Genomic DNA, 26,051 nt, shown 5'->3' on the forward strand with positions numbered 1-26,051 from the left:
AGAGTCGCGCGTTGAAGACGGCCCCTGCCCGCAATCCGGTAACGAGCAGGAGCCGACGGTCAGTTCAGATGCTGCGGCCCGAACGCGTCCGGCAGCATGTCCTCCAGCGTGCGGATGCCCGCGGCCGTCTCCAGGAGGAGCGTCGGGCCGCCGAACTCGTAGAGCAGCTGGCGGCAACGCCCGCACGGCATCAGGATCTCGCCCTTGGCGTCGACGCAGGTGAAGTGCGTCAGACGGCCGCCCCCGGTGAGCTGGAGCTGCGAGACCAGGCCGCACTCGGCGCACAGGCCGAGGCCGTACGACGCGTTCTCCACGTTGCAGCCCGACACCGTGCGGCCGTCGTCCACGAGGGCCGCGGCACCGACCGGGAAGCCCGAGTAGGGCGCGTACGCACGGGACATGGCCTCGCGCGCAGCATCCCGCAGCGCGTCCCAGTCGGTCTCGGTCACGTTCCTTGTCCCTTTCGGTAGGGCTGGCCGTCCGCCTTCGGCATGCGCAGCCGCTGGGCGGAGAGCGAGAGCACCAGCAGCGTGACGACGTACGGCGTCGCGGTGACGACCTGGTTGGGCACCTCGTCGGTCAAGCCGTACCACGCGAACATCAGCGCCGAGACGGCCGCGGTGATCGCCGCGGGCACGTAACGCTTGCGCCATACGAGGTACGCCGCGCCGATGACCAGCAGGATCGCGAGCAGCAGGAGCAGTGCGTGCACGTTCGTGCCGCCGCCCCGGAGCTTCAGGCTGTCGGTGTAACCGAACAGTCCCGCACCGAGCGCGAGGCCGCCGGGCATCCAGTTGCCGAAGATCATGGCGGCGAGGCCGATGTAGCCGCGGCCGCCGGTCTGGCCCTCCAGGTAGATGTTCGAGGCGACGAGCGAAAGGAACGCGCCGCCCAGGCCCGCGAGACCGCCCGAGATGATCACTGCGAGGTACTTGTACTTGTAGACGTTGACGCCGAGGGACTCGGCGGCCACCGGGTTCTCGCCGCAGGAGCGCAGGCGCAGACCGAACGACGTGCGCCACAGGACCCACCAGCTCAGCGGCACCATCGCGATGGCGATGACGGTGAGCGGCGACAGGTTCGTGAACAGGCCGCCGAGCAGGCCCGCGATGTCCGAGACGAGGAACCAGTGCTTCTCGTTCAGGTCCTGCAGCCAGTCGGAGAGGCCCGGCACGGAGAACTCCCCGAGCGAGTCCACCGGCGGCGACTGCTTCGACGTGCCGCCCTCCTTGCCCTCGAAGGCGAAGGTGGAGAGGTAGCGCGTGACGCCCAGGGCGAGGATGTTGATGGCCACACCGGAGACGATGTGGTTGACGTTGAAGGTGACCGTGACGATCGCGTGCAGCAGACCGCCGAGCGCGCCGCCGAGGATGCCGAACAGGATGCCGACCCACGGACCCCACTGGTAACCGGCGAACGCGCCGAACCAGGTGCCGAGGATCAGCATGCCCTCGAGGCCGATGTTGACCACGCCCGCGCGCTCGGCCCACAGACCGCCGAGGCCCGCGAGGCCGATCGGCACGGCGAGCCGCAGCGCGGTCGACATCTGGCCGGTGGAAGTGATGCCGTTCGCGTCGGTGATCAGCCGGACCACGGACGTCAGGACGAGGACGCCCGCGATCACGAGAAGGAGGACGGGGAGCGATATGCGGCGGCGGCCCGGCGCGGGCTGCTTGGCCGGGGGCTTGGCTACGGTTGCCGAGCTCATCGGGCAGCCACCTCCTTCACGGTGTCGTTGTTGCCGTTGTTGCCGTTGTTGCGGGCTGCGGCGGCCAGTTCCTCGCCGACGCGGCGCTGCTGACGCTTGAGGCCCCAACGGCGTACGGCCTCATAGGAGACGACGACCGCGATCACGATGAGACCCTGCATGATCACCGCGATCTCCTTGTCGTACGCGACCGGGGTCGCGTAGTCGAGGGCGGGCGACGCCTTGTCGAGGAAGGCCCAGAGCAGCGAGGCGAACGCGATGCCTACCGGGCTGTTGCGGCCGAGCAGCGCGATGCCGATGCCGGTGAAGCCGAGCCCCGCGGGGAAGCTGAGGCTGTAGGTGTGGGTGTCGCCGAGCAGGATCGGCATGCCGGCCAGGCCCGCGACCGCGCCGGAGATCAGCATCGCGCTGAGCACCATGCGCTTGGCGTTCACGCCGGAGGCCGCGGCGGCCGACGTGGAGGCGCCGGTGGCGCGCAGGTCGAAGCCGAAGCGGGTGCGGTTGAGGACGACCCAGTACAGGATGCCCGCGAGCGCGGCGATGATCACGAAGCCGTAGATCTCGCCGGACTCCCCCATGCTGATGCCGGGGAACCAGCCGGACTCGTGCATCTCGCCGGTGGTCTGGTTGTTGCCGACCGGGACACCGAAGTTCTCGGTGAGGGTCATGTAGCCGATGACGCTCGTCGCGATGGCGTTGAGCATGATCGTCGCGACGACCTCGCTGACCCCGCGGGTGGTCTTCAGGATGCCCGCGATGCCCGCCCAGAAGGCGCCGGTGAGCATGGCGACCAGCATCAGGAGCGGGATCTGGAGCGCGGCCGGGAGCGCGACGTGCGCGCCGACCACGGCGGTGGTCATCGCGGCGAGGCGGTACTGCCCGTCCACACCGATGTTGAACAGGTTCATGCGGAAGCCGACGGCCACCGCGAGCGCCGCCAGGTAGTACATCCCGGCCTGGTTGATGGTCAGGACCTGGACGTCGGAGTAGCTGATCTGTTCCAGCATCAGCGTGTACGGCTCGATCGGGTTCTTGCCCGAGGCGAGCAGCACGACCGAGGTCAGCGCCACGGCCACGACGAGCGCGATGACCGGTCCGGCCACCGCGAGGAGCACGCGCTCCTTGTCGAACTTCTTCATCGGGCCTCGTCCTCCGAAGCGTCGCCAGAGCCCTCTGCGGGCTCTTCTTCTACGTGTTCGAGGTGACCGGAGGCCGCGCCGGTCATGGCCGAGCCGAGCTCCTCCGGCGTGACGGTGGCCGGGTCGGCGTCGGCGACGAGCCGTCCGCGGTAGATCACGCGGAGGGTGTCGGAGAGGCCGATCAGCTCGTCCAGGTCGGCCGAGATGAGGAGGACCGCGAGTCCTTCCCGCCGCGCCTCGCGGATCTGGTCCCAGATCTGGGCCTGCGCGCCGACGTCCACACCGCGGGTGGGGTGGGCGGCGATCAGGAAGCGGGGCTTGTGGCTCATCTCGCGGCCGACGATCAGCTTCTGCTGGTTGCCGCCGGAGAGCGAGGCCGCCGTGACGTCGATGCCGGGCGTACGGACGTCGTACTGCTCGACGATGCGCCGGGTGTCGGCCTGCGCGCCCTTGGGGTCGAGCCAGAAGCCGCCCTTGCCGCGGGAGTTGGGCTTCTCGGTGACGTGACCGAGGATGCGGTTCTCCCAGAGCGACGACTCCAGGAGGAGGCCGTGGCGGTGGCGGTCCTCGGGAATGTAGCCGACGCCCTGCTCGCGGCGGTGGCGCGTGGCCAGGTCGGTGATGTCCTTCCCGGCCATGCGGATGACGCCGGAGTCGGCGTGCTTGAGGCCGATGAGCGCGTCGATCAGTTCGGTCTGGCCGTTGCCCTCCACGCCCGCGAGGCCGAGGACCTCGCCCTCGTGGATGGTGAAGGAGATGTCGTCGAGGAGGGCGCGGCCCGACTCGCCGTCGGCGAGGAGCTTGAGCTCCTCGACCTCGATCATCGCGCGGTCGGTGACCGTCGACTCGGCCGTCTCAGGGGTGGGCAGCTCGCTGCCGACCATGAGCTCGGCGAGCTGGCGCGGGGTCGTCTCGGAGGGGATCGCCGTGCCGACCGTCGTGCCGCGCCGGATGACGGTGATGTCGTCGGCGACGGAGAGGACTTCGCCCAGCTTGTGGGAGATGAAGATGACGGACAGGCCCTCGGACTTCAGCTCGCGCAGGTTGTCGAAGAGCGCGTCGACCTCCTGCGGCACGAGGACCGCGGTCGGCTCGTCCAGGATCAGTGTCGTGGCGCCGCGGTAGAGGACCTTGAGGATCTCCACGCGCTGGCGGTCGGCGACGCCGAGGTCCTCGACCATGGCGTCGGGGCGCACCCCGAGGCCGTACCGCTCGGATATCTCGGCGATCTTGCGGCGGGCCGCGCCGCCGATGCCGTGCAGCTTCTCGCTGCCGAGAACGATGTTCTCCAGGACCGTGAGCTGGTCGGCGAGCATGAAGTGCTGGTGGACCATGCCGATGCCGCGCGCGATGGCGTCGGCGGGGCCGGCGAAAGTCACCTGGGTGCCGTCGACGGAGATGGTGCCCTCGTCCGGCTTCTGCATGCCGTAGAGGATCTTCATCAGGGTCGACTTGCCCGCGCCGTTCTCGCCGACGAGGGCGTGCACGGTGCCCTTGCGGACGATCAGGCGGATGTCGTGGTTGGCCACCACGCCCGGGAAGCGCTTGGTGATGCCGGTGAGTTCAACGGCAACGGCCTGGGCGGGGGTCTGGCCCTTGTCGGGCCCGGTGGACGCGTCGATGGCGCACTCTCCTCGGGAATCCTCAGGAAAGGGGCCACCTACGCGCGTAGCGCCCCTGGTTCGACGGGAGTTGGGCAGTGGGCCGCGCGAACGGGGCGCGGGGGAAACCATCGTCCCCCACACCCCGTTCCGCGACCATCACGCTGTTGTTACGGCTGTGGCGACCGATGTCGAGGCGGTCGCCGCGCTGTCGTCACGCAGGGGTGACGTCAGCCGTCACGGCGTGGCCTTGACCTTGATCTTGCCGCTGATGATGTCCTCTTCGGCCTTCTTCAGGGCGGCCTGGAGGTCGGCGTTCTTCTTGAACTCGGGGTTCGAGTCGGCGAGCGCGACGCCACCGGACTTGAGGTCGGCGCGGACGACGCCACCCTTGGCGCTGTCGTCGGCGACGGACTTCGCCAGGTTGTAGACCGACCCGGCGACATCCTTCGTCGCGGAGGTCAGGATGTACTTCTTGTACTTGGCGAGCGCGTCCTGCTTGTACTGGTCGGAGTCGACGCCGATCGCCCAGACCTTCTTGGCAGCCGCGGCCTCGATGACGCCCTGACCGGAGAGACCGGCGGCGTGGTAGACCACGTCGGCGCCGTCCTCGATCTGGCCCTGCGCGGCGGTCTTGCCCTTGTCGGGGCTGGTGAAGCCGCCGTCCTCGGCCTTCTCCGTCAGGTACTGCTTGACGACCTTGACCTTGGGGTTCGTGTCCTTGACGCCCTGCGTGAAGCCCGCCTCGAACTTGTGGATCAGCGGGACGTCCACGCCGCCGACGAAGCCGACGGTCTTGCTCTTGGTCGTCTTGGCGGCGGTGACGCCCGCGAGGTACGAGGCCTCCTGCTCGCTGAAGACCAGGTCGGCGACGTTCTTGGCCTTGACCGTCTCGTCGTCGACGATGCCGAAGGTGACCTTCGGGTACTTGGCGGAGACTTCCTTGACCGCGGGGGCGTAGGCGTAACCGACGCCGATCACCGGGTTGTAGCCCTGCTTGGCCAGCTGGGTGAGGCGCTGGGCCTTGTCGGCGTCGGACTCGCCGTCGTTCGGCTCGACGGCCTTCTTGCCGATCTTCAGGTCCTTGGCGGCCTTGTCCATGCCGGCGGTCGCGGCGTCGTTGAAGGACTGGTCGCCCTTGCCGCCGACGTCGTACGCGATGGCGACGCCCTTGCTCTTGCCGTCGCTCTTGGAGCCTGCGGCGTCGCTGGACGTGCCGCCGCAAGCGGTGGCGGAGACGGCGAGGGCGGCGGTGGCCACACCCGCTGCGGCGATTCGGGAAACCCGGCGCATAGAGAGGAACTCCTTATGTACAAGCAAGCACAAGCACGTACGAGCGCCTCACCTGGCGCTGATTTCGCCGCAGCGTAACGCGCGTAGACCTGACATAAGAACCCTTCTGTCCCGTCCGTTATCGAGCTGTGGCCGCGAGGTTGCGGGAGCATGTACGCGCTGTGGGGCGCCCCTCACCGCACGGGGCGCCCCACAGCTACGACGGGATGGTCACGGAGTGGTCTTGACCGTGACCTTGCCGTCGACGATGTCCTTCTCGGCCTTCTCCACGGCGGCGACCACGTCCTTCATCGCCGTGTACTTCGGGTTGCTGTCGGCGAACCCGACGCGCCCCGACTTCAGGTCGTAGCGCTGCTCGCCGGTGATCGGCTTGCCCTCGACGACGGACTTCGTCAGGTCGTACACCGCCCCGCCGACGTCCTTGAGGGCGGAGCCGAGGATGTAGTCCTTGTACTTGGCCAGGGCCTTCTGCTTGTACTGGTCGGAGTCGACGCCGATCGCCCACACCTTCTGCGAGCCGGCCTCCTGGATCACGCCCTGCCCGGAGAGCCCCGCCGCGTGGTAGAGCACGTCGGCGCCCGACTCGATCTGACCGCTGGCCGCGTTCTCCCCCTTGTCGGGGCTGCTGAAGCCGCCGTCCTCGGGCTTCTCGGTCAGGTACTGCTTCTCTATCTTGACCTTGGGGTTCGTGTCCTTCACGCCCTGCACGAAGCCGGCCTCGAACTTGTGGATGAGCGGGATGTCCACGCCGCCGATGAACCCGACGTGATCGGCCTTGGTGGCCTTGGCCGCCGCGACGCCCGCCAGATACGACCCCTGCTCCTCGTGGAAGACGAGGTCGGCGACGTTGTCGGCCTTGACGGTGTTGTCGTCGATGATCCCGAAGGTGGTCTTCGGGAACTTCGCGGCGACCTCCTTGATGGCGGGCGCGTAGATGTACCCCACCCCGACGACCGGGTTGTAGCCCTGCTTCGCCAGCTGCTCGATCCGCTGCACCTTGTCGGCACTGGACTCGCCGTCGCCCGGCTCCATGTCGACGCCGCCGATCTTGAAGTCCTTGCGGGCCTTGGCGTATCCGGCGTAGGCGGCGTCGTTGAAGGACTGGTCGCCCTGGCCGCCGATGTCGTACGCGAGGCCGATGCCCTTGTCGTCGTACTTCGACGAACCGCCGGACTTGTCGTCCTTGCCCTCGTCCTCCGAGGCCTCACTGCTGGTCTTGCCGCACGCCGAGGCGGCGAGGGCGAGGGACGCCACCGCCACGGCCACTTGGGTGAGCCTCGACACCCGGGCTCCCCGGGTTCCACAAGATCCTCGACGAAGACGCATAGGACGCACCCCTTACGTTCCCCAAAGCACCCTTGAAGGGCCTGATTTCGGCGCACAGTAACGCGCGTAGAAAGGGAGGGGAACGGGGTTTCGCACTGCCGTTACCTATTCGTGCCGAGGGCCGGTTACGTCCGGATGAACGGGTACGCCGTAACCGGCCGCCGGCAGCGCTTGCCTACGGGGATTGTCTACGGGGTTCCTCTACCGGGCCCCGTCGAGCAGAGCGGCGGCGGTGAACAGTTCGACGCCGACCGTGATCGCCGACTCGTCCGCGTCGAAGTCGCCCTGGTGGAGGTCGCGTACGGTGCGCTCGCCGGGTGTACGGACGCCGAGGCGGGCCATGGCGCCCGGCACGTGCTCCAGGTACCAGGAGAAGTCCTCGCCGCCCAGGCTCTGTTCGGTGTCCTCGACGGAGTGCGGCCCGAGGCGGAGCCGCATGGCCTCGCTCAACAGATCAGTCACATCCGGGTCGTTGACCACGGGCGGAACCCCGCGGATGTAGTTGACCTCGGACTTGGCGCGGTACAGGTCGGCGATCTCCTGGATCGCGCCGTGCACCAGGTCGGGAGCCTTCCGCCAGGCGGCCAGGTCCAGGCAGCGGACGGTGCCGGAGAGTTCGGCGTGCTGCGGGATGACGTTGCAGGCGTGCCCGGACTCGATGCGGCCCCAGGTCACCGCGAGCCCCGAACGGGCGTCGATGCGGCGGGCGACGAGCGCGGGGACCTCGGTGACGACCTTGGCGGCGGCCGTGACGAGGTCGGTGGTCAGGTGGGGCCGAGCGGTGTGGCCTCCCGCCCCGTCGAGCGAGACCTCGAGCCGGTCGCAGGCGGAGGTGATGGCACCATGCCGCAGCCCGATCTTCCCGGCGTCGACACGGGGATCACAGTGCACGCCGATGATGCGTCCCACCCCTTCGAGCACCCCGGACTCGATGGCGTCGGGCGCACCGCCGGGCAGCACTTCCTCCGCCGGCTGGAAGATCAGGCGTACGGGCTGCGGCAGTTGCCCTTGCTTCGCGAGCTCGGCGAGGACGAGGCCCGCCCCGAGCACCACGGTGGTGTGCACGTCGTGACCGCAGGCGTGGGCGCGGTCGGGCACGGTGGAGCGGTAGGGGGTGCCGAGCTTGGTGTCGGGGATGGGAAGGGCGTCGATGTCGGCACGGAGGGCAAGCATGGGCCGGCGAGCACCGCTGACGCGCTCCTCGCTCTCGTCGCTTCCCTCGCCCTCCTCAATGATCCCGATGTCACAGACGAGTCCCGTGCCGATGGCGAGTACGCGGGGTTGGAGCCCTGCGCGCTCAAGCCGGGCCTTGAGCGCCGCGGTGGTGCGGAACTCCTGGTTTCCGAGCTCGGGGTGCATGTGCAAGTCGCGGCGGAAGTCGATCAGTTCGGCGCGCAGATCGTCCGGGAGCGCACCGGGGAGCAGTGCTTCCCCGGGGGCGTCCCCCGCTGCTTCCCCGGGCAGATCGGCCCCGGACCCTCGCTCGGACTCTTGCGACATCAGTTGGTTCACCCTCTGAAGGGTAGGGCGGCGCAGGGTCCAACTGACCCACGATCAACAAAAGTTCAGCCCGATAGGGTAAGAAAAAGTGGCCGGGTGGCGCATGGCCGCTAGTTGAGCTGGGTAGGCTCTGGGGCTTTTCGGGGGTGCCGGAGGCTTCTTGCAGGGGTGAGGGGTGACTTCGGTGGTCCGGTGGCTTCGATGGGTGCCGGGGCCATCCGGTGTCGCGAGGTTGGCGGTTACGGGCCGGGAGTCAAGGGCGCTCCGCTGCGCTACGCGTCGGCTGCGCCGATTCCGCTGCGCTCCACCCTTGACACCCGCCCCTCCACCGCGCGAGGGAAGACAACCGGACGGCCCCAGGGGCGGGACTCTCGGACACTCCCGCGGGGCGGCTCGGCTTTTGTGCCGGGTGCGGACTGGTTCGTCGGAGGCACCCGGAGGTGGGCGGGGTGCGCGGCCGGTTCGGAGATGGCTCCCGCTCTCGTCAAGCGGGTGCGGGCTAGTTCGTCGGGGGCGACCGGTGGGGGACGGGGTGCGCGGGCACTCCGGGATGGGTCGCGCTCTCGTCAAGCGACTGCGGACCGGATCGTCGCGGGGCGATCGGCAGCGGGCGGTGTGCGCGGTGGGCTTGGGGAGGGGTGACGGTCTCGTCAAGCGGGTGCGGATTGGTACGTCGGGGGTGATCGGTGGGGGACGGGGTGCGCGGCCGGTTCGGGGATGGGCGACGGTTTCGTCAAGCGGGTGCGGACTGGTTCGTCGGGGGCATCCGGCAGTGGACGGGGTGCGCGGTGGGCCCGGGGATGGGTGGCGCCTCGGTCGCGCGGTCATCTCTGCGGGCCACCCACCCTTGTGGTTGCGCCGCCCCTCGCTGCAATGCTCGCCGGGCATCGAGTCGGCCGCTCGCGCCGAGCATCGGGTCGGCCGCTCCCGCCGGGGGCCTCGCGCCGGGAGCCTCGAGCGTCGGCCCCTCCCACTAATCAGTCGCCCAAGTCGTTACGGATGGCGCGGAATGCAGCAAAGTCCCACGAGAAAGGGCTCCGGAGGCACGGTTCCCGGGACTTCCCTGCAATCCGCGCCCGTGGTGCCGTCGAGAGGGCAACACGTGCCACATCGGGAAGGCGCGCGCCACATCGCATGGGGATCCGTGGCGCATTGGGTGGGCGTGCGATCAGGGGTGGGCGAAACAGGTCGTCGAAACGGGCGGGCCTCGGGGGCTGGGTGCCGGGACCTACTTGGGGAAGTTGTGTTCGGGCAGTTGGGGGGCGCGCGAGTTGGTCAATGCGCCTTCTGCGAATTAGGTGCCAGACCCCCCACCGCACCCCGCCCATCCCCACCTAGGCAGGCCCCGCCCCCGAGCGAGCCACCCCCGAACCGCGCGCAGCCGCCGGCCCTCCCCCACCTCTTCCCGCGACGTCCGCCCCGGAAGAACCAGTCCGCACCCGGCACGACACCCGCACCGCCGCCAAAGCGCCCCCGCTTGCCCGCGTCTGCGCTCTGCCAGCTGCCGTTCGCCCCGGAAGAACCAGTTCGCACCCGCTTGACGAGACCGGGAGCCAGCCCCGAACCGCTCGCGCACACTGCCCACTGCCGAGTGCCCCCGACGGACCAGTCCGCAGCCGCTTGACGAAACCGTCGCCCATCCCCGAACCGCTCGCGCACCCCGTCCCCCACCGGTCGCCCCCGACGAACTAGCCCGCACCCGCTTGACGAGAGCGGGAGCCATCTTCGAACCGGCCGCGCACCTCTCCACCGCCGGGTGCCCTGCGACGAACCAGTCCGCACCCGGCGGAAAAGCCGAACCGCCCCACGGGAGTCTCCGAGAGTCCCGCCCCTGGGGCCGTCCGGTTGTCTTCCCTCGCGCGGTGGAGGGGCGGGTGTCAAGGGTGGAGCGCAGCGGAATCGGCGCAGCCGACGCGACGTAGGAGCGCCCTTGACTCCCGGTCCGTAACCGCCAACCTCGCGATACCGGATGGCCCCGGCGCCCCTCAAAGCCACCGGACCACCGAAGCCCCCGTAACGCTCACCGCGCGGGGCGGGCCTCCGATGTGTGTTCCAGTACCAAGACCGGGATCACCCGGGCGGTCTTCTCCTGGTACTCCGCGTACGGCGGGTACGCGGATACCGCTCGGTCCCACCACTCCGCCTTCTCGGCCCCGGTCACCTCGCGAGCCGTCATGCTCCAGCGCTCCGACCCGTCCTGGAGTTCCAGGCGCGGGTCGGACTTGAGGTTGAAGTACCAGACCGGGTGGCGCGGGAACCCGCCCTTCGAGGCCACGGCCGCGTACCGCCCCTCATGCTCCACCCGCATCAGCGGAACCTTACGGATCTTGCCGCTCTTCGCGCCCCGCATCGTGAGGATCACCACCGGCAAACCCGTGTCCCACAGCGTCCCCCCTTCCGTGCCGCCCGAACGCTCGTACAGCTCGACCTGTTCGCGCACCCACCGGGCCGGACTCGGCCCGTACTCACCCTCGAGCGGCTCCATCGTCATCGTCACCATCTCCATCACCTCGGCGACCGGGCAGTACCGCTCGCAGCGTGTGTCGCCCCTATCGCGGTCGTCAAGGGCGCCGTCACGCCGTAGCCGCTACCCCCCGTACCGGCGAACCCACCGACGCCAGGCGATGTACGTCCCTCGCCGTTCCCGTTACGCCGGACAAGAAGCCCTGAGCCCTGGGTGAGGCGTTCTCCGTGAGCCAGGCCGGGTCGATGTCGCAGACCGCGACCCGGACCTCCGTGCCCGCCAGGGCCAGGGGGAGGGTGTGGACCACCGTTGACGGGAAGCTCAGGATCGTTCGGCCGATCGGGCCCCGGCGGGCGATCAGCTCCAACGGGAGGTCCGGGCGGACCACCTGGAGGCCGGTCTCCACCGCCAAGCGGTGGAGCTTCTCCGAGCTTTCGCGGCGGTGGGCGAAGTAGCGCGTCGCGCCGTGGGCGGCGGACAGGGTGCGGACCGCTTCCACGTAACGATCGAGGTCCACCACGCCCGTCTCCACGAGCGACGTACCCACCAGGTCCGCGCCCTTCGACACCCGCGGCGGGCCGAAGCGGTCCCGCGTCCAAGCGAAGGTGTTGGCCGTGACGACGACACCGTCAGGCGCCGACTCGATCGGCATGGAGGAGAAGACCTCCACCGTCCGCTTGCCGCCGGGCGTCAGGCGGCGGCGGGCGGAGGACGAGACCGGGGCGAAGGCCAGGTCCCGCAGGCCGGGGCGGCCGCCGCGCCGGTGCCAGCGCACCAGGCGCTCACCGGCCGCCAGTTGGGAGATGAACTCCATCGTGGCGGTGCCGTCGTCCACGACCACCAGCGAGCGGGCCCGCGTGATCGTCAGGAGCAGTTGCACGTAGCGCGAGAACGGGTCGCCGATCACGATGCGGTCCGCCGCCCGCAGCGCGCCCGCCAGGCCGCCGATCGTCTGGAAGGGAGCAGCCGCGCCGCCGCGCGCCTCCTCCCAGCGGACGTTCAGGCCCTCGTCACGGGCCAGTTGGGCCATGCGGCGCAGCTGGCCGCGGGTCATGGGGTCGTTCGGGGAGAGGACGACGACGGTGAGCCCCCCGGCCGGACGGGCCGGGAAGACCGGGCCGGCCGGGCCGATCGCCCCCGCCGAATGCGCCCACTCGAGGACGTTGAGGAGCTGCACAGGGCTCTCTACGAACGCCAGGGTGGTGGGCGCCGCAGCGGTGGGGGCCGTCGGCCCGGTTCGGGGGCTCATCGTCGTATGACCGTGTCCTGTCCTTGGGGGAATCCCGGTGAGAGCGGCTGCGCGCTCAGACCGAGACCGGCTCACGCTCGGCCGCGTCGGCCGCCTCGGCCGCGTCCGCCTCGGCGACGACGCCCGTGACGCGGCGCAGCTTCTTCATCGGGCCGAGCTCCGACTCGTAGACCTTCTTGACGCCGTCACCGAGGGAGGCCTCGATGGTGCGGATGTCCCGGACGAGGCGCGTCAGACCCTGGGGCTCCACCGACGCGGCCTGGTCCGAGCCCCACATGGCGCGGTCGAGGGTGATGTGGCGCTCCACGAAGGCGGCGCCGAGGGCGACCGCGGCGAGCGTGGTCTGCAGGCCCGTCTCGTGGCCGGAGTAGCCGATCGGGACGTTCGGGTACTCCTGCTGGAGGGTGTTGATGACGCGGAGGTTCAGCTCCTCGGCCTGCGCCGGGTACGTCGACGTGGCGTGGCACATCAGGATGTTGTCCGAGCCGAGGACCTCGACCGCGTGGCGGATCTGCTTCGGGGTCGACATGCCCGTGGAGAGGATGACCGTGCGGCCCGTGGCGCGCAGGGCTCGGAGCAGCTCGTCGTCCGTCAAAGAAGCGGACGCGACCTTGTGGGCCGGGAGGTCGAACTTCTCCAGGAAGGCGACGGCCTCGGTGTCCCACGGGGAAGCGAACCAGTCGATGCCGCGCTTGGCGCAGTGGTCGCTGATCGCGCGGTACTCGGACTCGCCGAACTCCACGCGGTGGCGGTAGTCGATGTACGTCATCCGGCCCCAGGGGGTGTCGCGCTCGATGTCCCACTGGTCGCGCGGGGTGCAGATCTCCGGGGTGCGCTTCTGGAACTTGACCGCGTCGCAGCCGGCGTCGGCGGCCACGTCGATCAGGGCGAGGGCGTTGTCCAGCTCGCCGTTGTGGTTGATGCCGATCTCACCGGTGATGTACACGGGCTGACCGGGTCCGGCCGTCTTCGAACCGAAGCTGCGCAGACGGGAGTTGGAGATCGTAGAGCTCATGGCAGGAACGTTCCTTACTTGTTGAGGGAGGGGCCGAGGATCCATGCGGCGATCTCTCGGATCGCGCCGTCACCACCGGGGAGAGCGGTGACCGCGCGTGCGGCGCCGCGCACGACGTCGTGGGCGCTCGCGACCGCCACGGGCCAGCCGACAAGGCCGAAGCACGGGAGGTCATTGACGTCGTTGCCGACGTAGAGCACGCGCTCGGGAGCGATGCCCTGCTCCTCGCACCACTGCTTGAGTGCGAGGTCCTTGCGGTCGATGCCGTGCAGGACGGGAAGCCGCAGCTTCCGGGCCCGCGCGGCGACGACCGGGTTCTGTTCCGTGGACAGGATCAGCAGCGGGATGCCCGCGTCACGCAGGGCGGCGATGCCGAGGCCGTCCCCGCGGTGCACGGAGACGAACTCCCGTCCTTCGGAGTCGATCAGCACCCTGTCGTCCGTCTGGGTGCCGTCGAAGTCGAGTACGACCGCGTCGATGTCGTCGCGGGTCGGAAGGGCGTCGGCCCGGCCGGAGTCGAAGAGCGGCGCGAGCGCCCTGGCGCGGGCCAGGTCGTGCGGGTCGTCGATCTCCAGGACGCGCGCCGGGTCGGTGCGGACCAGTTCGGTGCGCCCGAAGAAGCGGTGCTTGTGCTCGCGGAAGCCGGCCACGTCCATGGCGTAGACCGCGCCCGTCTCCAGGAGGTCCTGGGGGCGGTCCTGGCGGCGCGGGCGGAAGGACTTGTCGTGGTTGATGCCGTAGCCGCCGTCCGTGGCGGTGGCCGTGGCGACCTTCGTGGTGCCGCCCACCTCGCCGGTGCGGCGCGCGTCCAGGGCCTTGGGCTCGTCGTCGGCGTCCCGCCAGACGAAGCCGTGGAAGGGCGCGACGGTCAGGGCGGTGTCCGCGCCGCCGTCGATGATCGAGCCGACCACGCCGTCGACGTCCTCGCGGACGATGAAGGGGCTGGTGCACTGCACGAGCAGGACGACGTCCACCGCGACGGAGTGCAGCGCCTCGTGGGCGTCCATGGCGTGCAGGACCGCGGCCTCGCTGGTCGCGGTGTCCCCCGCGATCGCCGCGGGCCGCAGGACCACCTCGGCGCCGGCCGAGCGCGCGGCCTCGGCGATCACGTGGTCGTCCGTGGAGACGACGACGTCCGTGACGAGCCGCGCGGCCAGGCACTCGCGGATGGCGCGCGCCACCAGGGGCACACCGCCGACCGGGGCGAGGTTCTTGGCGGGCACGCCCTTGGAGCCGCCGCGGGCCGGGATGACGGCCAGGACGCGGCGTACGGGCGCGCTCCCTGGGGCGGGGAGAGACATGGGGGCTCCTTGAGAGGGGTGGGGTATCACGGCACGCCCTGGGTCCGCGGCTCGATCGCGGTTCACAGCTCGATCGCGGTTCACAGCTCGCCCATCCGCCGGATGACGGGGGCCACGCGCTGCACGCCGTGCCGGTAGGCGCCGCGTGCCGCGCTGCGGACGGCCTGGCGCACGGGGCCGGGCTCGCGGTCCGCGGCGGGCGCGCCGGGCAGCGGGGCGCCGTCCGGGCCGAGGTGGTGGCGGGCCAGGATGCCGGGGAGGTATCCGGGGGCGGTGGTGAGGCTGTAGTACGGGGCGATGGGCGGCAGCCGGTCCTGCGCGAGGAGGCTGGAGACCCGCTCACGTGCCGCGTCGAACGCCGTGGCGTACGTCCCGTCGGGCGCGACGCCCTGCCGCGCGACCCACTCCGGAGCGGCCTCGGGGCTGTGCCCGGCGTCGATCTCGTCCCAGGACGCCAGGCATCCGGAGCCGATGAAGTGGTGGTTGCCGAGCGCCTCGCGCACCCCGAGGTCGGTGAGGACCGCGGTGGGGATGCGGCGGTGCAGGGATTCGAGCGCGGCGGTGGAGCTGACCGTGACGAGCAGGTCGGTGCGGTCGAGGACCTCGCCCATGTTCCCGTACACGAGGCGGCAGTTGGGCGGCAGGTCCTCGCCCTTGGCGAGCTTCTGGTAGGGCAGTTCCTCGATGTGCGTGGTGTGCTCGCCGGGCTTGCTGCGCAGCTTGATCAGGACCTCGCGGTCCGGGTGGAGGCGTGCGTGCTGGACCATGCGGCGCAGCAGGTACGTGCGGTGTGCGCGGCTGTCGGGCACGGAGGGCTGCGCGGCGAAGACGACCGTGTACGGGTCGTGCTTCTGGCCCTTCTCGAGGTACGCCGCGCCGCCGAGGAACGGCAGCGCGCTCTCCACGACGCCCGACGCGTCGGCGCCGACCCCCTCGTACACGGCGCGGAAACGCTCCGCGTCCTGCCGGGAGTTGGCGAGGACGACGTCCGCGCCGTGGCGCAGGAGCAGACCGTCGGCGAGCTTCTCGTAGACGACGCCGACGTAGCCGGTGACGACGACGGGGCGCCGCTCCAAGGAGACAGCTGTACGGGCGAGCCCGTGCAGCACCGCCTGGACCGCGCCGCCCACCAGGGCGAGCACGATCACATCGGGCGCGTCGCGCTCCACCTCACGCAGGAATTCGACCGCGGTGACCTCACGGAGCGAGTCCGCGCGCACCCCGACCTCTTCGAGCTGACGGACGGTGGGCGTGGCCCTGCCACGAAGGAGGCGTCCGTCGAGGCGCATGTCCGCTGCCTCACCCGAATCCGCTCCCTCGCCGGCGAGGCGGCTCGCGGTGAGCGCGCCCCATTTCCACCGAGTGTCGGAGTCGGCGAGCACGGTGATCCGTGTCGTCCCGCTGTTGCTTGCTGGCACAGCCAAGACGCTAGGAAGGCATTCCGATGGGCGGCCCAACTCAGATGCAACAAACGGTTAACAGCACGCCGACGAATGGCGAATCGGCCCCGGAAAAGACCGGCCGGCAGGCGGGTTAACCATTCCGCCATGCGTCGTTCACCTGGCATCTCACCTTCGGCCAAGACGAATGCCGGGCCGACACCTAACGTCACCCACGTGGTTAAGCTCTCCGTCATCGTGCCGTTCTACAACGTGCAGCAATACGCGCCCGACACCTTGAGGAGTCTGCGGGCGAACGCACGCGAAGACTTCGAATTCATTCTCGTCGACGACTGTTCGAAGGACGAGACTCCAGAGATCCTGGAGCGTGCCGCGCGCGAGCTGCCCGGTGCCGTCCATCTCCGCCATGAGACGAACGGCGGTCTGGCGACCGCCCGCAACACGGGCCTTGACGCGGCGCGCGGCGAGTACCTCACCTTCCTGGACGGTGACGACTGGCTCGCCCCTGGTTATTACGCGCAACTCGTCGCCGCCATCGAGCAGTTGGGCTGCGACTTCGTGCGTACCGACCATGTGCAGTGCACCGCTCGGGCCCGCAGCATCCACCGTGTCCCGCACGGCAGACGCGGTGTCGTCATGCCGCCGCGGGACGTCATCCTGCCCGCCGACCGGTCGACGTCCGTCGACTACGCGTACGCCTGGGCGGGCATCTACCACCGGCGCCTCGCCGACCAGGGCCTGCTGCACTTCACGGACGGTCTGCGCACCGCGGAGGACCGGCCGTGGATCTGGCGCCTGCACCGCGAGGCGGAATCCTTCGCGGCGGTGGGTCTGCTCGGCGTGTTCTACCGGCGCGGGGTCGCCTCGTCACTGACACAGATCGGCGACGTACGGCAGCTCGATTTCATTCGGGCATTCGACCAGGTGGTACGTGAAACCGCGGCGGACCGGGACGCGGACAAACTCCTGCCGAAGGCAGTCCGTACTTACTGCGCGATCATTTCCCACCATCTGGGATCCATCGAAAGGTTCGAGCCACAAGTGGCGCGGAAATTGAAGTCACTGAGTGCGGCCGCCCTGAAGCGGATGCCGCAGGGCGTTCTCGACGACGCCCTCGACTCCATGGACATACAGCGGGCGACCCGCCTTCGCCGCCTTCGTCGGCGTCCGGTGTCGGCGGAGGTGGCCGCGTAATGGCGACGACGCAGATCTTCCTCGCGTCCACGCTGTACGGCACCGCCACGCTGGCCGCCGCGATCGACGCCGACCGCTTCGGTCCCGCCGACCGGCGGATTCTCCTGGTCAGCAACAACGCGGCGACGCCGGAGACGACCGTCGCCGTGTACGAGATGCCGGGTTTCGATCGCCTGCGGGACCGGTTCGACGACGTACGGTCCTGGAACGAGGCCATCTCCCCCTTCCACCCGGGCGGTTGGGCCCCGCGGGCTGACGACATCCCTCTGTGGGAGCGGTACATCCGGCTCCTGTGGGATCTCGGTGACGACGCCATCGAGCTGGCCGTCGAGTCGATCCAGGTCAACCCGGCCCTGGCCCTGACGCAGATCTTCACGGGCGCGCCCGTGGACGTCTATGCGGACGGCCTGATGAGCTACGGCCCGACCCGCAACAAGATCGACCCGCTGGTCGGCACGCGCGTGCGCCGCCTGCTCCACCTGGACCTGGTGCCGGGCCTGACCCCGCTGCTCCTGACCGAGTTCGACGTCGAGCCGGAGATCGTGCCGACCGAGGCCTTCGTGAAGGTGCTCGACCGCCTGGCCGACGGCGAGTCGGATGTACCGGACATCGCCGAACCCGCCCTGCTCCTCGGCCAGTACCTCTCCGCCCTCGGCATCCTGACCGCCGAGGAAGAGGAGGAGCTGCACGTCCGCATGGTGCGCGGCGCCGCCGAACTCGGCCACACGCGCGTGGTGTTCAAGCCGCATCCGACGGCCCCGGCCCGCTGGTCGCGCATGCTCGAGAAGGAGGCGGAGGCGATCGGCGTGGAGCTGACCGTCCTCGACTCGCCGGTCCTCGCCGAGGTCCTGTACCAGCGGATGCGCCCCGCGCTCGTCATCGGCTGCTTCTCGACCGCGCTGCTCACGGCGTCCGCGCTGTACGGCCTGCCGGTCGCCCGCACCGGCACGGAGACCCTTCTGGAGCGGCTCGCGCCCTACCAGAACAGCAACCGCGTCCCGGTCACCATCGTGGACGCGCTGATCCCCGACCTCGCCGACAAGGGCGCCGTCACCGGACGGCAGCCCGGCATGCCGGTCGCCGACCTGGGCGAGCTGCTCGTCGCCGTCGGCTTCGCCATGCAGCCGCAGATCTACCCGCGCCGCCGCCAGGCCGCCGAGCGGTACCTCTCGACGCACCTGACCCCGCACACCTGGCGCTACTTCAAGCGGCGCCGCCTCACGGCCCTCGCCCTGCCCGGAGCGCTGCCCACGCAGCTCTCGTTCATCCCGCGCAACGCGGCCGTACGCCGGGTCGCGCGCCGCGCCCGCTCGGTCCAGCGCACCATCAAGCGGACCGCACTCGGATGACCTCTCCCGGAACCACGCTCCCGAAGGAATCCTCGGGGGCGGACGCTCTCGCGCTCACGATCACGACCCCCGCCGTCCGGCGCGCCCGCCCCCGCCTCAGGGCCCTGGACGGGCTGCGGCTCATCGCGGCCCTGATGGTCGCCGCCTACCACTACGGCGGACGTGACGGCGAGATCAGCGAGGCCTGGGGCAGCTCACCACAGCTGCAGTTCCCCACGGCGCACAGCTGGTTCGCGTACGGCTGCCTCGGCGTCCAGATCTTCTTCGTGATCAGCGGCTTCGTGATCTGCATGAGCGGCTGGGGCCGACCGCTGCGCGCGTTCTTCGCCTCACGCGTCTCGCGGCTCTTTCCCTCGTACTGGGCCGCCATCGTGCTGGTGACGGCGGTCTTCGCGCTGCCCGTCGTGGCGTACGACGCGGTCGCGCCGAGCGACGCCCTGGTGAACCTGACGATGCTGCAGCAACCGCTGGGCGTGGACCGGGTGCTCGGGGTCTGCTGGACGCTCTGGGCCGAGCTGCGCTTCTACGCCCTCTTCGCGCTCTTCGTCGTCATGCCGGGCGCGAACCGGGCCCGCGTCATCCTGTTCTGCGCGGTGTGGACACTGGCCGCGGTCATCGCCGAGGGCGCGGACGAACCGCTGCTCGACCTCGTCCTCATGCCCGAGTACGCCCCCTTCTTCATCGGCGGCATCGGCATCTACCTCGTCCACCGGGACCGCAAGGACCTGACGGCGTGGGGCATCGTGGGGGTGAGCTGGCTGATCGGCCAGCACTACGCGGTGGACCGCCTCTGGCACGCGCCGAACCCGGACTTCTTCTCCTACCGCACGTCCTTCGGCATCATCGCGGTCGTGACGGCGGGCTTCGCCGCGGTCCTGCTCATCGCGCTCGGCGCACTGCACCGGGCCGACTGGAAGTGGCTGACGGTGGCGGGCGCCCTGACGTACCCGTTCTACCTGGTGCACGAGCACCTGGGCTGGGTGACGGTGGGCGCGCTGCACCGGGGGCTCGGGCTTCCCTCGTACGCGACGCTCGGTCTGACCGTCGCGGCGATGCTGCTGCTCGCCTGGCTGCTTAACCGTTTCGTGGAGGAGCGGCTCACGCCGCTGATCCGCAACGGGCTCATGACCCGGAAGTGACTCCGTCCGCATCGGTGTCGGCGGAGCCGTCCGCCGACACCGCGCGGGCCACCTCCACGGCCTCGTCCATGGCTGCCCCGGCCTCCCCGATGGCGTCCACCAACTCCTGGACCAGCCGCTCCAACGTCTCGCCTTCATCCATGGGGGCAAGACTACGGACACGTGGCCTCGATCAGACACTTGACCTCAATCAAACTTGAGGTTCTACGTTCTGGGCATGGACACTTTCACGTACTCCCACAGCGACGAAGACCTCATCAACCAGCCCATCGGCTACTGGGCTTCGGCCACGGGCGACGCCGTCGTCCACCACATCCGGACCATGCTGGCCGAGGCCGGGCTCACCCAGCCCCAGTGGTGGATCCTGAACCAACTGCTCACGTGCGACGACCGCGAGCGTGCGGAGGTCGTGGGAATCCTGCGCGGCTACCTCGACGTCGGCGACGGCAAGCTGGACCACGACATCGACGCCCTGCGCGACCGGGGCCTCCTGGCCGAGGACGCCGACGGCCGCATCCGCATCACCGACGAGGGCCGCGCCGTGCGGGAAAGCGCCGCCGTGCGCCAGCAGAAGCTGCGCGCGGAGATCCACGCGGGCATCCCGGACGAGGAGTACATCCGTACCCTCAAGGTCCTCCAGCGCATGATCCACAACGTAGGAGGGGCGGCCTGGCACCACTGAGCGCTGCCCGGTGGTGGCCGACTCTCAGCACTCACCCGCTCTCAGCACTCACCCACTGGCGAGCGACAGCTTCGCCGCGAAACCGAGGAACAGCGCGCCCGCCGCCGAAGTGGCCCCCGCCGAGAGCCGCTTGCGGCGGCGGAAGGCGGCCGACAGCTTGGTGCCGCTGAATATCAGGGCGGTGAGGTAGAGGACGCTCGCGAGCTGGGCGAGGGCGCCGAGCACGAGGAAGGACAGCGCGGGGTAGGCGTAGCCCGGATCGACGAACTGAACGAAGAAGGCGATGAAGAAGAGGATGGCCTTCGGATTCAGCAGGCTGATCACCAGAGCCCTGCGGAACGGCCGCTCGGCGGCGCCTTCCTGAGCCTCGGCGCCGGTCTCGGTCACCGGCTGCCGCCGTTCCCGCCACAGCCCCCAGGCCGCCCGCAGCATCCCGATCGCGAGCCAGGTCAGATAGCCGGCACCGGCGTACTTCACGATCCCGAAGAGCAGCGCGTTGGCCTGCAGCAGCGAGGCCACACCGGCCGCGGACAGCGTCATTAGGACAGTGTCACCGCACCAGACGCCCGCGGCGGCGGTATAGCCGGTGCGTACGCCGCGGCGCGCGGCGACGGAGAGCACGTACAGCGAGTTCGGCCCCGGCAGCAGAATGATCAGGGCGAGGCCCGCGAGATAGGTCGGAAGATCGGTGACACCCAGCATGGGGCGGAGTGTCGCACGCGCGTACGACATGAGGGATCAGGTGTCCGCACATCGGACACCCCGCTTCTTGTGACGTCGGCCGGACGACAGGCGGGCGTCAGAAGACGTCCGACGGCTCGTACGCCCCCCACACCTCCCGCAGCGCGTCGCACACCTCGCCCACCGTCGCCCGCGCCCGCAGCGCGTCCTTCATCGGGTGGAGGACGTTGGCCTCCCCCTTGGCCGCATCCTGGAGCGACGACAGCGCCGCGTCCACCGCCGCCTGGTCCCGCTCCGCCCGCAGCTTCGCGAGGCGGGCCGCCTGCTGGGCCTCGATGGCGGGGTCGACGCGGAGGGGTTCGTAGGGCTCCTCGGCGTCCAGCTGGAAGCGGTTGACGCCGACCACGACGCGCTCGCCGGAGTCGGTCTCCTGGGCGATGCGGTAGGCGCTGCGCTCGATCTCGCCCTTCTGGAAGCCGTTCTCGATGGCGGCCACCGCGCCGCCCATGTCCTCGACGCGCTCCATGAGCCCGAGCGCCGCGGCCTCGACGTCGTCCGTCATCTTCTCGACGACGTACGACCCGGCGAACGGGTCGACCGTGGCGGTCACGTCCGTCTCGTACGCCAGGACCTGCTGGGTGCGCAGGGCCAGGCGCGCGCTCTTGTCGGTCGGAAGCGCGATCGCCTCGTCGAAGGAGTTCGTGTGCAGGGACTGGGTGCCGCCCAGGACCGCGCCAAGACCCTGGACCGCGACCCGGACCAGGTTCACCTCGGGCTGCTGGGCGGTGAGCTGGACCCCGGCCGTCTGCGTGTGGAAGCGCAGCATCAGCGACTTGGGGTTCTTCGCGCCGAACTCCTCGCGCATCACGCGGGCCCAGATGCGGCGCGCGGCACGGAACTTGGCGACCTCCTCCAGGAGCGTCGTACGCGCCACGAAGAAGAAGGAGAGGCGGGGCGCGAAGTCGTCCACGTCCATGCCCGCGGCGACCGCCGTACGGACGTACTCGATCCCGTCGGCGAGGGTGAAGGCGATCTCCTGCGCGGGCGTCGCGCCCGCCTCGGCCATGTGATAGCCGGAGATGGAGATGGTGTTCCAGCGCGGGATCTCGGCCCGGCAGTACTTGAAGATGTCCGCGACCAGGCGCAGGGACGGCTTGGGCGGGAAGATGTACGTGCCGCGGGCGATGTACTCCTTCAGGATGTCGTTCTGGATCGTGCCGGTCAGGGCGCCCGCGTCAACTCCCTGTTCCTCGGCGACCAGTTGGTACATCAGGAGCAGCAGGGCGGCCGGGGCGTTGATCGTCATCGAGGTCGAGACCTTGTCCAGCGGGATGCCGCCGAACAGGATCCGCATGTCGTCGATCGAGTCGATCGCGACACCCACCTTGCCGACCTCGCCCGAGGCGATCGGGGCGTCCGAGTCGTGGCCCATCTGCGTCGGCAGGTCGAAGGCGACCGACAGGCCCGTGGTGCCGTTCTCGATGAGCTGCTTGTAGCGGGCGTTCGACTCGACCGCCGTACCGAACCCGGCGTACTGGCGCATCGTCCAGGGGCGGCCGGTGTACATCGACGGGTAGACGCCGCGCGTGTAGGGATACGCGCCGGGGGCGCCCAGCTTCACCTCGGGATCCCAGCCGTCGAGGGCCTCGGGGCCGTACACGGGCTCGACGGGCAGTCCGGACTCCGACTCACGCGCCATCGCTCTGTGCCTCCTGCCAGAGATCCTTCGTTACTTCTCCGGTATAGCGGTCATCCACCAGCATGCGGCAACGTGCAGGAGTGGTCACTCGCTGGGAACACTCCCGGTGAGTCTGTCGATCGGTCCAGCGACGCCGGGGGTCATTGTGCGCAAAGGTGCGATAGCCGTGGGAGCCGTGATGACGGTCGCCCTGGTGGCCGGCTGCAAGGCGCAGGCCGTCGACTCGGACGGGAAGGCGCAGCCGATCCGGATCTCTCCCACGAAGACGGATGCGGGCGGCGGCGGACAGGACGGACCGGCCGAGAAGCCGGGGACGGAGCGGGCTTCGACCCCGAAACCGGCCCCGAAGGCGCCGCCGAAGACCCTGCTGGCCCCGGGCCAGCGCAGTGACCAGGTGCGGGAACTGCAGGCCAGGCTCCGCGAGGTCGAGTGGCTCTACGAGGACCCCTCGGGCACGTACGGCGAGGCCACGACCACCGCGGTCAAGGGGTTCCAGGAGAAGCGCGGGCTGCCCGCCACCGGCACGACCGACACGGTGACCTGGCAGCGGCTGCTCGCCATGACGCACGAGCCCACGAAGTACGAGCTCTACTCCGGGGGCGGCATCCCGCCGTCGAAGCCCGCCAAGGCCTGCCTGACGGGTCGCGTCCTGTGCATCAGCAAGGAGAGCCGCACGCTGAGCTGGATGATCGACGGCCGGACCGTCTCCACGATGGACGTGCGCTTCGGCTCGCAGGGCACGCCCACCCGCGAGGGCACGTTCACCGTCTACTGGAAGTCCCGCCACCACGTCTCGACGCTGTACGACTCGTCCATGCCGTACGCGCTGTTCTTCAGCGGCGGCCAGGCCGTGCACTACTCGACGGACTTCGCGGCGACCGGCTACACCGGCGCTTCGCACGGCTGTGTGAACGTACGCGACGAACAGAAGATCGCGAGCCTGTACGCGCAGGTGAGGAAGGGCGACAAGGTCGTCGTCTACAAGTGATTAATCAGCGTGGGCGGGATCGGGGGAACGTCTCCCGCCCACGCTGGTGGCACTGAGCCAAAGGTACGGGGGGAACCCCTGGCTCGTGCGCGGGCCGATGACCAGTCGGCTCACTTCTTACTGCGTCACTGCTCCAAAAAACGTCACACCCACCCTGACCGGGGTCTTTGAGCAGGTCAGGAGCGGGTGAGCGGCAGGTCAGGAGCGGGGCAGCACGGGCTGTGCGGTGTAGGAGGCGGTGGGGGTCGGCGTCGGCCGCGGGACGGTGGGCCCGACGATCGGCGGGACGGGCTTGCTGCCGCCATTGCCCCAGTGGTCGTTGCCGCCGCCGGGTGCTCCGTCGCCACCCTTGTCGCCGTCGCCGCCTTTGTCGCCGTCGTCGTCCCCGCCACCGCTGCCGCCGCTGCCACCGCTGCCGCCGCCGTTCTCGCGGTCGCCGCCGCCGGAGCCGTCCAGGACGCGACCGCAGAACTCGGTCACCCGCTGGGATCCCTTGGCCGCCTCCTCCAGGCGGCGCCGCTTCTCGCCCTGGAGTTCTCCGCTGCGGTAGTCGCGGCAGGCGGAGACCACCTTGCGGTACCAGTCCTTCGCCTCGTCCTCGCGGCGCGGACCACCGGAGCCGGGCTGCGTGGTGCCCGCGGTGCCGCCCTTGGAGGCGCCGGCGGAGTCCTCGGTCCTGCGCGGCGGGGCGCTGCCGCCGGGCTCGCGCGTGGGGTCCTCGGGGGTGGTGGTCACGTCCTCGGGCTCGATGTCCGGGGTGCTGGTCGCCCCCTCGGACGGGGACGCGAGCGGCTCGGGCGAGGCGACGGAGGACGCGGAGGCCGCGGGGCCCGGCTGGTCCCGGTCGCCGAACGGCGAGGGCAGCACGCCCGTACCGGCCGCGACGGCGACCCCGCCGATCATGCAGCCGGCGAGCACGGCGGCGAGGCCGTAGCGCAGGGGACGGGCCCAGCGGGCGGGGGGCGGTGGCGCGGCCGAGCGACCGATACGTACGGTTTCGCCCGCTCCCACGCGCGTAGAAGCCGCCCGGGGGCCACGGGCCTCGCGGAACGCGGCGAGCGCGGCGGCCTCGCCGGGGAGTTCGGCGGAGACGTCGGCGGGTACGACGGATCCCGCGCGGTCGTCCGCCGCGAGCGCGGCCAGGGCCTTGGCCAGCCGTGCGGCCTGTTCCTTGGTGTGAGGGTCGGTGCCGTCGATGGACTCACCGCTCAGCAAACGCTCCGCCGCGTCGCGGTCCAGCCACCTGTAGTCCTCGTCGGCCATCACATGTCCTTCTGCGCCCGCGAACGCGAATGCGTCACACCGGCGGATGTCACCGCGCGCCCGCGCCGCTCCCTCTGCGGCGGTACGGCGTCCAGCGCGCCCTCGCTCGGCGGGCCCTCGGCGCCGAGCAGTTCGGCGAGCCGCTTCAGGCCGCGGTGGGCGGCGGTGCGGACCGCGCCGGGGCGCTTGCCGAGGGTCTGGGCGGCGCTCTTGGCGTCGAGGCCGACGACGACCCGGAGCACGACCGCTTCCGCCTGGTCCTGCGGGAGCTGGGCTATCAGGGCGAGGGCGTCTCCGGTGGCGAGGGACTCCATCGCCTCGTCGGCGGTGTCCGCCTCGCCGGGTTTTCCGGTCAGCTCGGTCTCGTCGCCGCCTATCGCCGGGCGGCGGCCCCGCATGCGTATGTGGTCGAGGGCGCGGTTGCGCGCTATGCGTGCGGCCCAGCCGCGGAACCGGTCCGCGTCGCCGCTGAACCGGTCGATGTCACGGGCTATCTGCAGCCAGGCCTCGGACGCGACGTCCTCGGCGTCCGGGTCTCCGACCAGCGTCCGTACGTAGCCGAGCAGCCGCGGGTGCACGGCGCGGTACACAGTCCGGAACGCGGTCTCGTCCCCGTCCTGCGCCGCAAGCACCGCGGCGGTCAGTTCCGCGTCGTCCCCCAGCACAACTTCTCCCTATGCGCCTACACCGGCGGCGGTCCTGCCCCCGCAGCCTGGCGCGAAGCAGCACGCTACGGGCTGAAGTGGGCTCACGTCCATGTTTGGTACAACGTGCAACTAGCGCGTGACAGTACGCGGTGTGACAGAAAACGCACGCGCGGCGCTGAAGGGAGTACGGGCCGCGTGCGGTCCGTCCGCGTGACGGCCGGGGTCTCTCCTGTGGGGGGTGGCGACCCCGGCCGCTCACCTTGGCGGGGCCTACCGGTACTTGCCCCCGCGGCTCCGCCACCCCGGGTCTCGACCCTGGGCCCGCATCCAGCTGAACGTCGCGCAGTTCCCCGCGCCCCTCCCCCCACGGCGGGGGGGCGGGCGGCAAACCCCACCCCCCCCCCCCGCGCGAC

At 70.3% G+C, this 26,051-nt stretch carries 22 protein-coding genes; 5 read left to right on the plus strand and 17 right to left on the minus strand.

Annotated elements, in window-relative coordinates; genetic code table 11:
* Window positions 1–59 precede the first annotated feature (59 nt).
* The 12 genes from AB0M70_RS25915 to AB0M70_RS25970 all read right to left on the minus strand — a co-directional run bounded on the left by AB0M70_RS25915 (window position 60) and on the right by AB0M70_RS25970 (window position 16,014).
* Entirely contained in the window at window positions 60–449 is a 390-nt protein-coding gene (locus AB0M70_RS25915; protein WP_363208869.1) for a cytidine deaminase, read from the minus strand.
* Complete coding sequence (locus tag AB0M70_RS25920; protein ID WP_365823257.1) at window positions 446–1,708, minus strand: ABC transporter permease; 1,263 nt, start codon at window positions 1,706–1,708, stop codon at window positions 446–448. Before AB0M70_RS25920 ends, AB0M70_RS25915 begins: the two co-directional genes overlap by 4 nt.
* Window positions 1,705–2,847, minus strand: coding sequence for an ABC transporter permease (locus AB0M70_RS25925; RefSeq protein WP_365823259.1), 1,143 nt, complete (start codon window positions 2,845–2,847; stop codon window positions 1,705–1,707). The genes AB0M70_RS25920 and AB0M70_RS25925 overlap by 4 nt, the downstream gene beginning before the upstream one ends.
* Window positions 2,844–4,469 carry an ABC transporter ATP-binding protein gene (locus AB0M70_RS25930; protein WP_365823776.1) on the minus strand — a complete coding sequence of 542 codons (1,626 nt, stop codon included), beginning with the start codon at window positions 4,467–4,469 and terminating at the stop codon, window positions 2,844–2,846. The genes AB0M70_RS25925 and AB0M70_RS25930 overlap by 4 nt, the downstream gene beginning before the upstream one ends.
* Window positions 4,470–4,685: 216 nt before the next feature.
* Window positions 4,686–5,741 carry a BMP family ABC transporter substrate-binding protein gene (locus AB0M70_RS25935; RefSeq protein ID WP_365823261.1) on the minus strand — a complete coding sequence of 352 codons (1,056 nt, stop codon included), beginning with the start codon at window positions 5,739–5,741 and terminating at the stop codon, window positions 4,686–4,688.
* Window positions 5,742–5,951: 210 nt separating this feature from the next.
* On the minus strand, window positions 5,952–7,067 hold the full coding sequence (locus AB0M70_RS25940) for a BMP family ABC transporter substrate-binding protein (RefSeq protein ID WP_365823263.1): 1,116 nt from the start codon (window positions 7,065–7,067) through the stop codon (window positions 5,952–5,954).
* Between the two features lie 201 nt (window positions 7,068–7,268).
* Window positions 7,269–8,567, minus strand: coding sequence for an amidohydrolase (locus AB0M70_RS25945; RefSeq protein ID WP_365823265.1), 1,299 nt, complete (start codon window positions 8,565–8,567; stop codon window positions 7,269–7,271).
* A 2,020-nt stretch (window positions 8,568–10,587) separates the two neighbouring features.
* Complete coding sequence (locus AB0M70_RS25950; RefSeq protein ID WP_365823267.1) at window positions 10,588–11,067, minus strand: nitroreductase family deazaflavin-dependent oxidoreductase; 480 nt, start codon at window positions 11,065–11,067, stop codon at window positions 10,588–10,590.
* A gap of 73 nt (window positions 11,068–11,140) precedes the next feature.
* Window positions 11,141–12,280, minus strand: coding sequence for a hypothetical protein (locus tag AB0M70_RS25955; RefSeq protein WP_365823269.1), 1,140 nt, complete (start codon window positions 12,278–12,280; stop codon window positions 11,141–11,143).
* 55 nt (window positions 12,281–12,335) lie between these two features.
* The gene (locus tag AB0M70_RS25960) at window positions 12,336–13,295 is read right to left on the minus strand and encodes an N-acetylneuraminate synthase family protein (RefSeq protein WP_365823271.1); all 960 of its coding nucleotides are present in this window, start codon (window positions 13,293–13,295) and stop codon (window positions 12,336–12,338) included.
* A 14-nt stretch (window positions 13,296–13,309) separates the two neighbouring features.
* Window positions 13,310–14,596, minus strand: a complete 1,287-nt coding sequence (locus tag AB0M70_RS25965) for an acylneuraminate cytidylyltransferase (protein WP_365823273.1) — start codon at window positions 14,594–14,596, stop codon at window positions 13,310–13,312.
* 80 nt (window positions 14,597–14,676) lie between these two features.
* A complete protein-coding gene (locus AB0M70_RS25970; protein WP_365823275.1) occupies window positions 14,677–16,014 on the minus strand; it encodes a DUF6716 putative glycosyltransferase in 1,338 nt (445 codons plus the stop codon).
* A gap of 198 nt (window positions 16,015–16,212) precedes the next feature.
* On the opposite strand from AB0M70_RS25970, the gene AB0M70_RS25975 reads away from it, so the two are divergent.
* Genes AB0M70_RS25975 through AB0M70_RS25985 form a run of 3 tightly spaced genes read left to right on the plus strand, consistent with a single transcriptional unit; the run spans window position 16,213 to window position 19,678 of the window.
* Entirely contained in the window at window positions 16,213–17,190 is a 978-nt protein-coding gene (locus tag AB0M70_RS25975; protein WP_365823277.1) for a glycosyltransferase family 2 protein, read from the plus strand.
* Window positions 17,190–18,539 (plus strand): alpha-2,8-polysialyltransferase family protein, encoded by a 1,350-nt coding sequence (locus AB0M70_RS25980; RefSeq protein WP_365823279.1) that lies wholly within the window; start codon window positions 17,190–17,192, stop codon window positions 18,537–18,539. Before AB0M70_RS25975 ends, AB0M70_RS25980 begins: the two co-directional genes overlap by 1 nt.
* Window positions 18,536–19,678 (plus strand): acyltransferase, encoded by a 1,143-nt coding sequence (locus AB0M70_RS25985; RefSeq protein WP_365823281.1) that lies wholly within the window; start codon window positions 18,536–18,538, stop codon window positions 19,676–19,678. Before AB0M70_RS25980 ends, AB0M70_RS25985 begins: the two co-directional genes overlap by 4 nt.
* On the opposite strand, the gene AB0M70_RS25990 is transcribed toward AB0M70_RS25985, so the two are convergent.
* Window positions 19,662–19,820, minus strand: a complete 159-nt coding sequence (locus AB0M70_RS25990; RefSeq protein WP_365823283.1) for a hypothetical protein — start codon at window positions 19,818–19,820, stop codon at window positions 19,662–19,664. The genes AB0M70_RS25985 and AB0M70_RS25990 overlap by 17 nt on opposite strands.
* 75 nt (window positions 19,821–19,895) lie before the next feature.
* Between AB0M70_RS25990 and AB0M70_RS25995 the strand changes: the two genes are divergently transcribed.
* Window positions 19,896–20,360 (plus strand): MarR family winged helix-turn-helix transcriptional regulator, encoded by a 465-nt coding sequence (locus AB0M70_RS25995; RefSeq protein WP_365823285.1) that lies wholly within the window; start codon window positions 19,896–19,898, stop codon window positions 20,358–20,360.
* A gap of 48 nt (window positions 20,361–20,408) precedes the next feature.
* On the opposite strand, the gene leuE is transcribed toward AB0M70_RS25995, so the two are convergent.
* Window positions 20,409–21,062, minus strand: coding sequence for a leucine efflux protein LeuE (gene leuE / locus AB0M70_RS26000; RefSeq protein WP_365823287.1), 654 nt, complete (start codon window positions 21,060–21,062; stop codon window positions 20,409–20,411).
* A 97-nt stretch (window positions 21,063–21,159) separates the two neighbouring features.
* On the minus strand, window positions 21,160–22,740 hold the full coding sequence (locus AB0M70_RS26005; protein WP_365823289.1) for a methylmalonyl-CoA mutase family protein: 1,581 nt from the start codon (window positions 22,738–22,740) through the stop codon (window positions 21,160–21,162).
* Window positions 22,741–22,918: 178 nt separating this feature from the next.
* On the opposite strand from AB0M70_RS26005, the gene AB0M70_RS26010 reads away from it, so the two are divergent.
* Window positions 22,919–23,728: a L,D-transpeptidase family protein gene (locus AB0M70_RS26010; RefSeq protein WP_365823778.1), complete on the plus strand. Its 810-nt coding sequence runs from the start codon at window positions 22,919–22,921 to the stop codon at window positions 23,726–23,728.
* Window positions 23,729–23,926: 198 nt separating this feature from the next.
* Here the strand turns inward: AB0M70_RS26010 and AB0M70_RS26015 are convergent, their stop codons facing one another.
* Both AB0M70_RS26015 and AB0M70_RS26020 read right to left on the minus strand, forming a co-directional pair.
* A complete protein-coding gene (locus tag AB0M70_RS26015; protein ID WP_365823291.1) occupies window positions 23,927–24,991 on the minus strand; it encodes a hypothetical protein in 1,065 nt (354 codons plus the stop codon).
* Window positions 24,991–25,656, minus strand: a complete 666-nt coding sequence (locus tag AB0M70_RS26020) for an RNA polymerase sigma factor (RefSeq protein ID WP_365823293.1) — start codon at window positions 25,654–25,656, stop codon at window positions 24,991–24,993. Before AB0M70_RS26020 ends, AB0M70_RS26015 begins: the two co-directional genes overlap by 1 nt.
* Window positions 25,657–26,051 lie beyond the last annotated feature (395 nt).

The sequence above is a fragment of the Streptomyces sp. NPDC051214 genome (assembly GCF_040682375.1).
Classification (GTDB): Bacteria; Actinomycetota; Actinomycetes; order Streptomycetales; family Streptomycetaceae; genus Streptomyces.

Excerpts from the sequence above, each read along its gene's own strand:
- AB0M70_RS25920 (WP_365823257.1), bottom strand. The coding sequence starts at position 1,708 with ATGAGCTCGGCAACCGTAGCCAAGCCCCCGGCCAAGCAGCCCGCGCCG.
- AB0M70_RS25925 (WP_365823259.1), bottom strand. The coding sequence starts at position 2,847 with ATGAAGAAGTTCGACAAGGAGCGCGTGCTCCTCGCGGTGGCCGGACCG.
- AB0M70_RS25935 (WP_365823261.1), bottom strand. The coding sequence starts at position 5,741 with ATGCGCCGGGTTTCCCGAATCGCCGCAGCGGGTGTGGCCACCGCCGCC.
- AB0M70_RS25940 (WP_365823263.1), bottom strand. The coding sequence starts at position 7,067 with ATGCGTCTTCGTCGAGGATCTTGTGGAACCCGGGGAGCCCGGGTGTCG.
- AB0M70_RS25945 (WP_365823265.1), bottom strand. The coding sequence starts at position 8,567 with ATGTCGCAAGAGTCCGAGCGAGGGTCCGGGGCCGATCTGCCCGGGGAA.
- AB0M70_RS25950 (WP_365823267.1), bottom strand. The coding sequence starts at position 11,067 with ATGGTGACGATGACGATGGAGCCGCTCGAGGGTGAGTACGGGCCGAGT.
- AB0M70_RS25955 (WP_365823269.1), bottom strand. The coding sequence starts at position 12,280 with ATGAGCCCCCGAACCGGGCCGACGGCCCCCACCGCTGCGGCGCCCACC.
- AB0M70_RS25960 (WP_365823271.1), bottom strand. The coding sequence starts at position 13,295 with ATGAGCTCTACGATCTCCAACTCCCGTCTGCGCAGCTTCGGTTCGAAG.
- AB0M70_RS25965 (WP_365823273.1), bottom strand. The coding sequence starts at position 14,596 with ATGTCTCTCCCCGCCCCAGGGAGCGCGCCCGTACGCCGCGTCCTGGCC.
- AB0M70_RS25980 (WP_365823279.1), top strand. The coding sequence starts at position 17,190 with ATGGCGACGACGCAGATCTTCCTCGCGTCCACGCTGTACGGCACCGCC.
- AB0M70_RS25985 (WP_365823281.1), top strand. The coding sequence starts at position 18,536 with ATGACCTCTCCCGGAACCACGCTCCCGAAGGAATCCTCGGGGGCGGAC.
- AB0M70_RS25990 (WP_365823283.1), bottom strand. The coding sequence starts at position 19,820 with ATGGATGAAGGCGAGACGTTGGAGCGGCTGGTCCAGGAGTTGGTGGAC.
- AB0M70_RS25995 (WP_365823285.1), top strand. The coding sequence starts at position 19,896 with ATGGACACTTTCACGTACTCCCACAGCGACGAAGACCTCATCAACCAG.
- leuE (WP_365823287.1), bottom strand. The coding sequence starts at position 21,062 with ATGCTGGGTGTCACCGATCTTCCGACCTATCTCGCGGGCCTCGCCCTG.
- AB0M70_RS26005 (WP_365823289.1), bottom strand. The coding sequence starts at position 22,740 with ATGGCGCGTGAGTCGGAGTCCGGACTGCCCGTCGAGCCCGTGTACGGC.
- AB0M70_RS26010 (WP_365823778.1), top strand. The coding sequence starts at position 22,919 with ATGACGGTCGCCCTGGTGGCCGGCTGCAAGGCGCAGGCCGTCGACTCG.
- AB0M70_RS26015 (WP_365823291.1), bottom strand. The coding sequence starts at position 24,991 with ATGGCCGACGAGGACTACAGGTGGCTGGACCGCGACGCGGCGGAGCGT.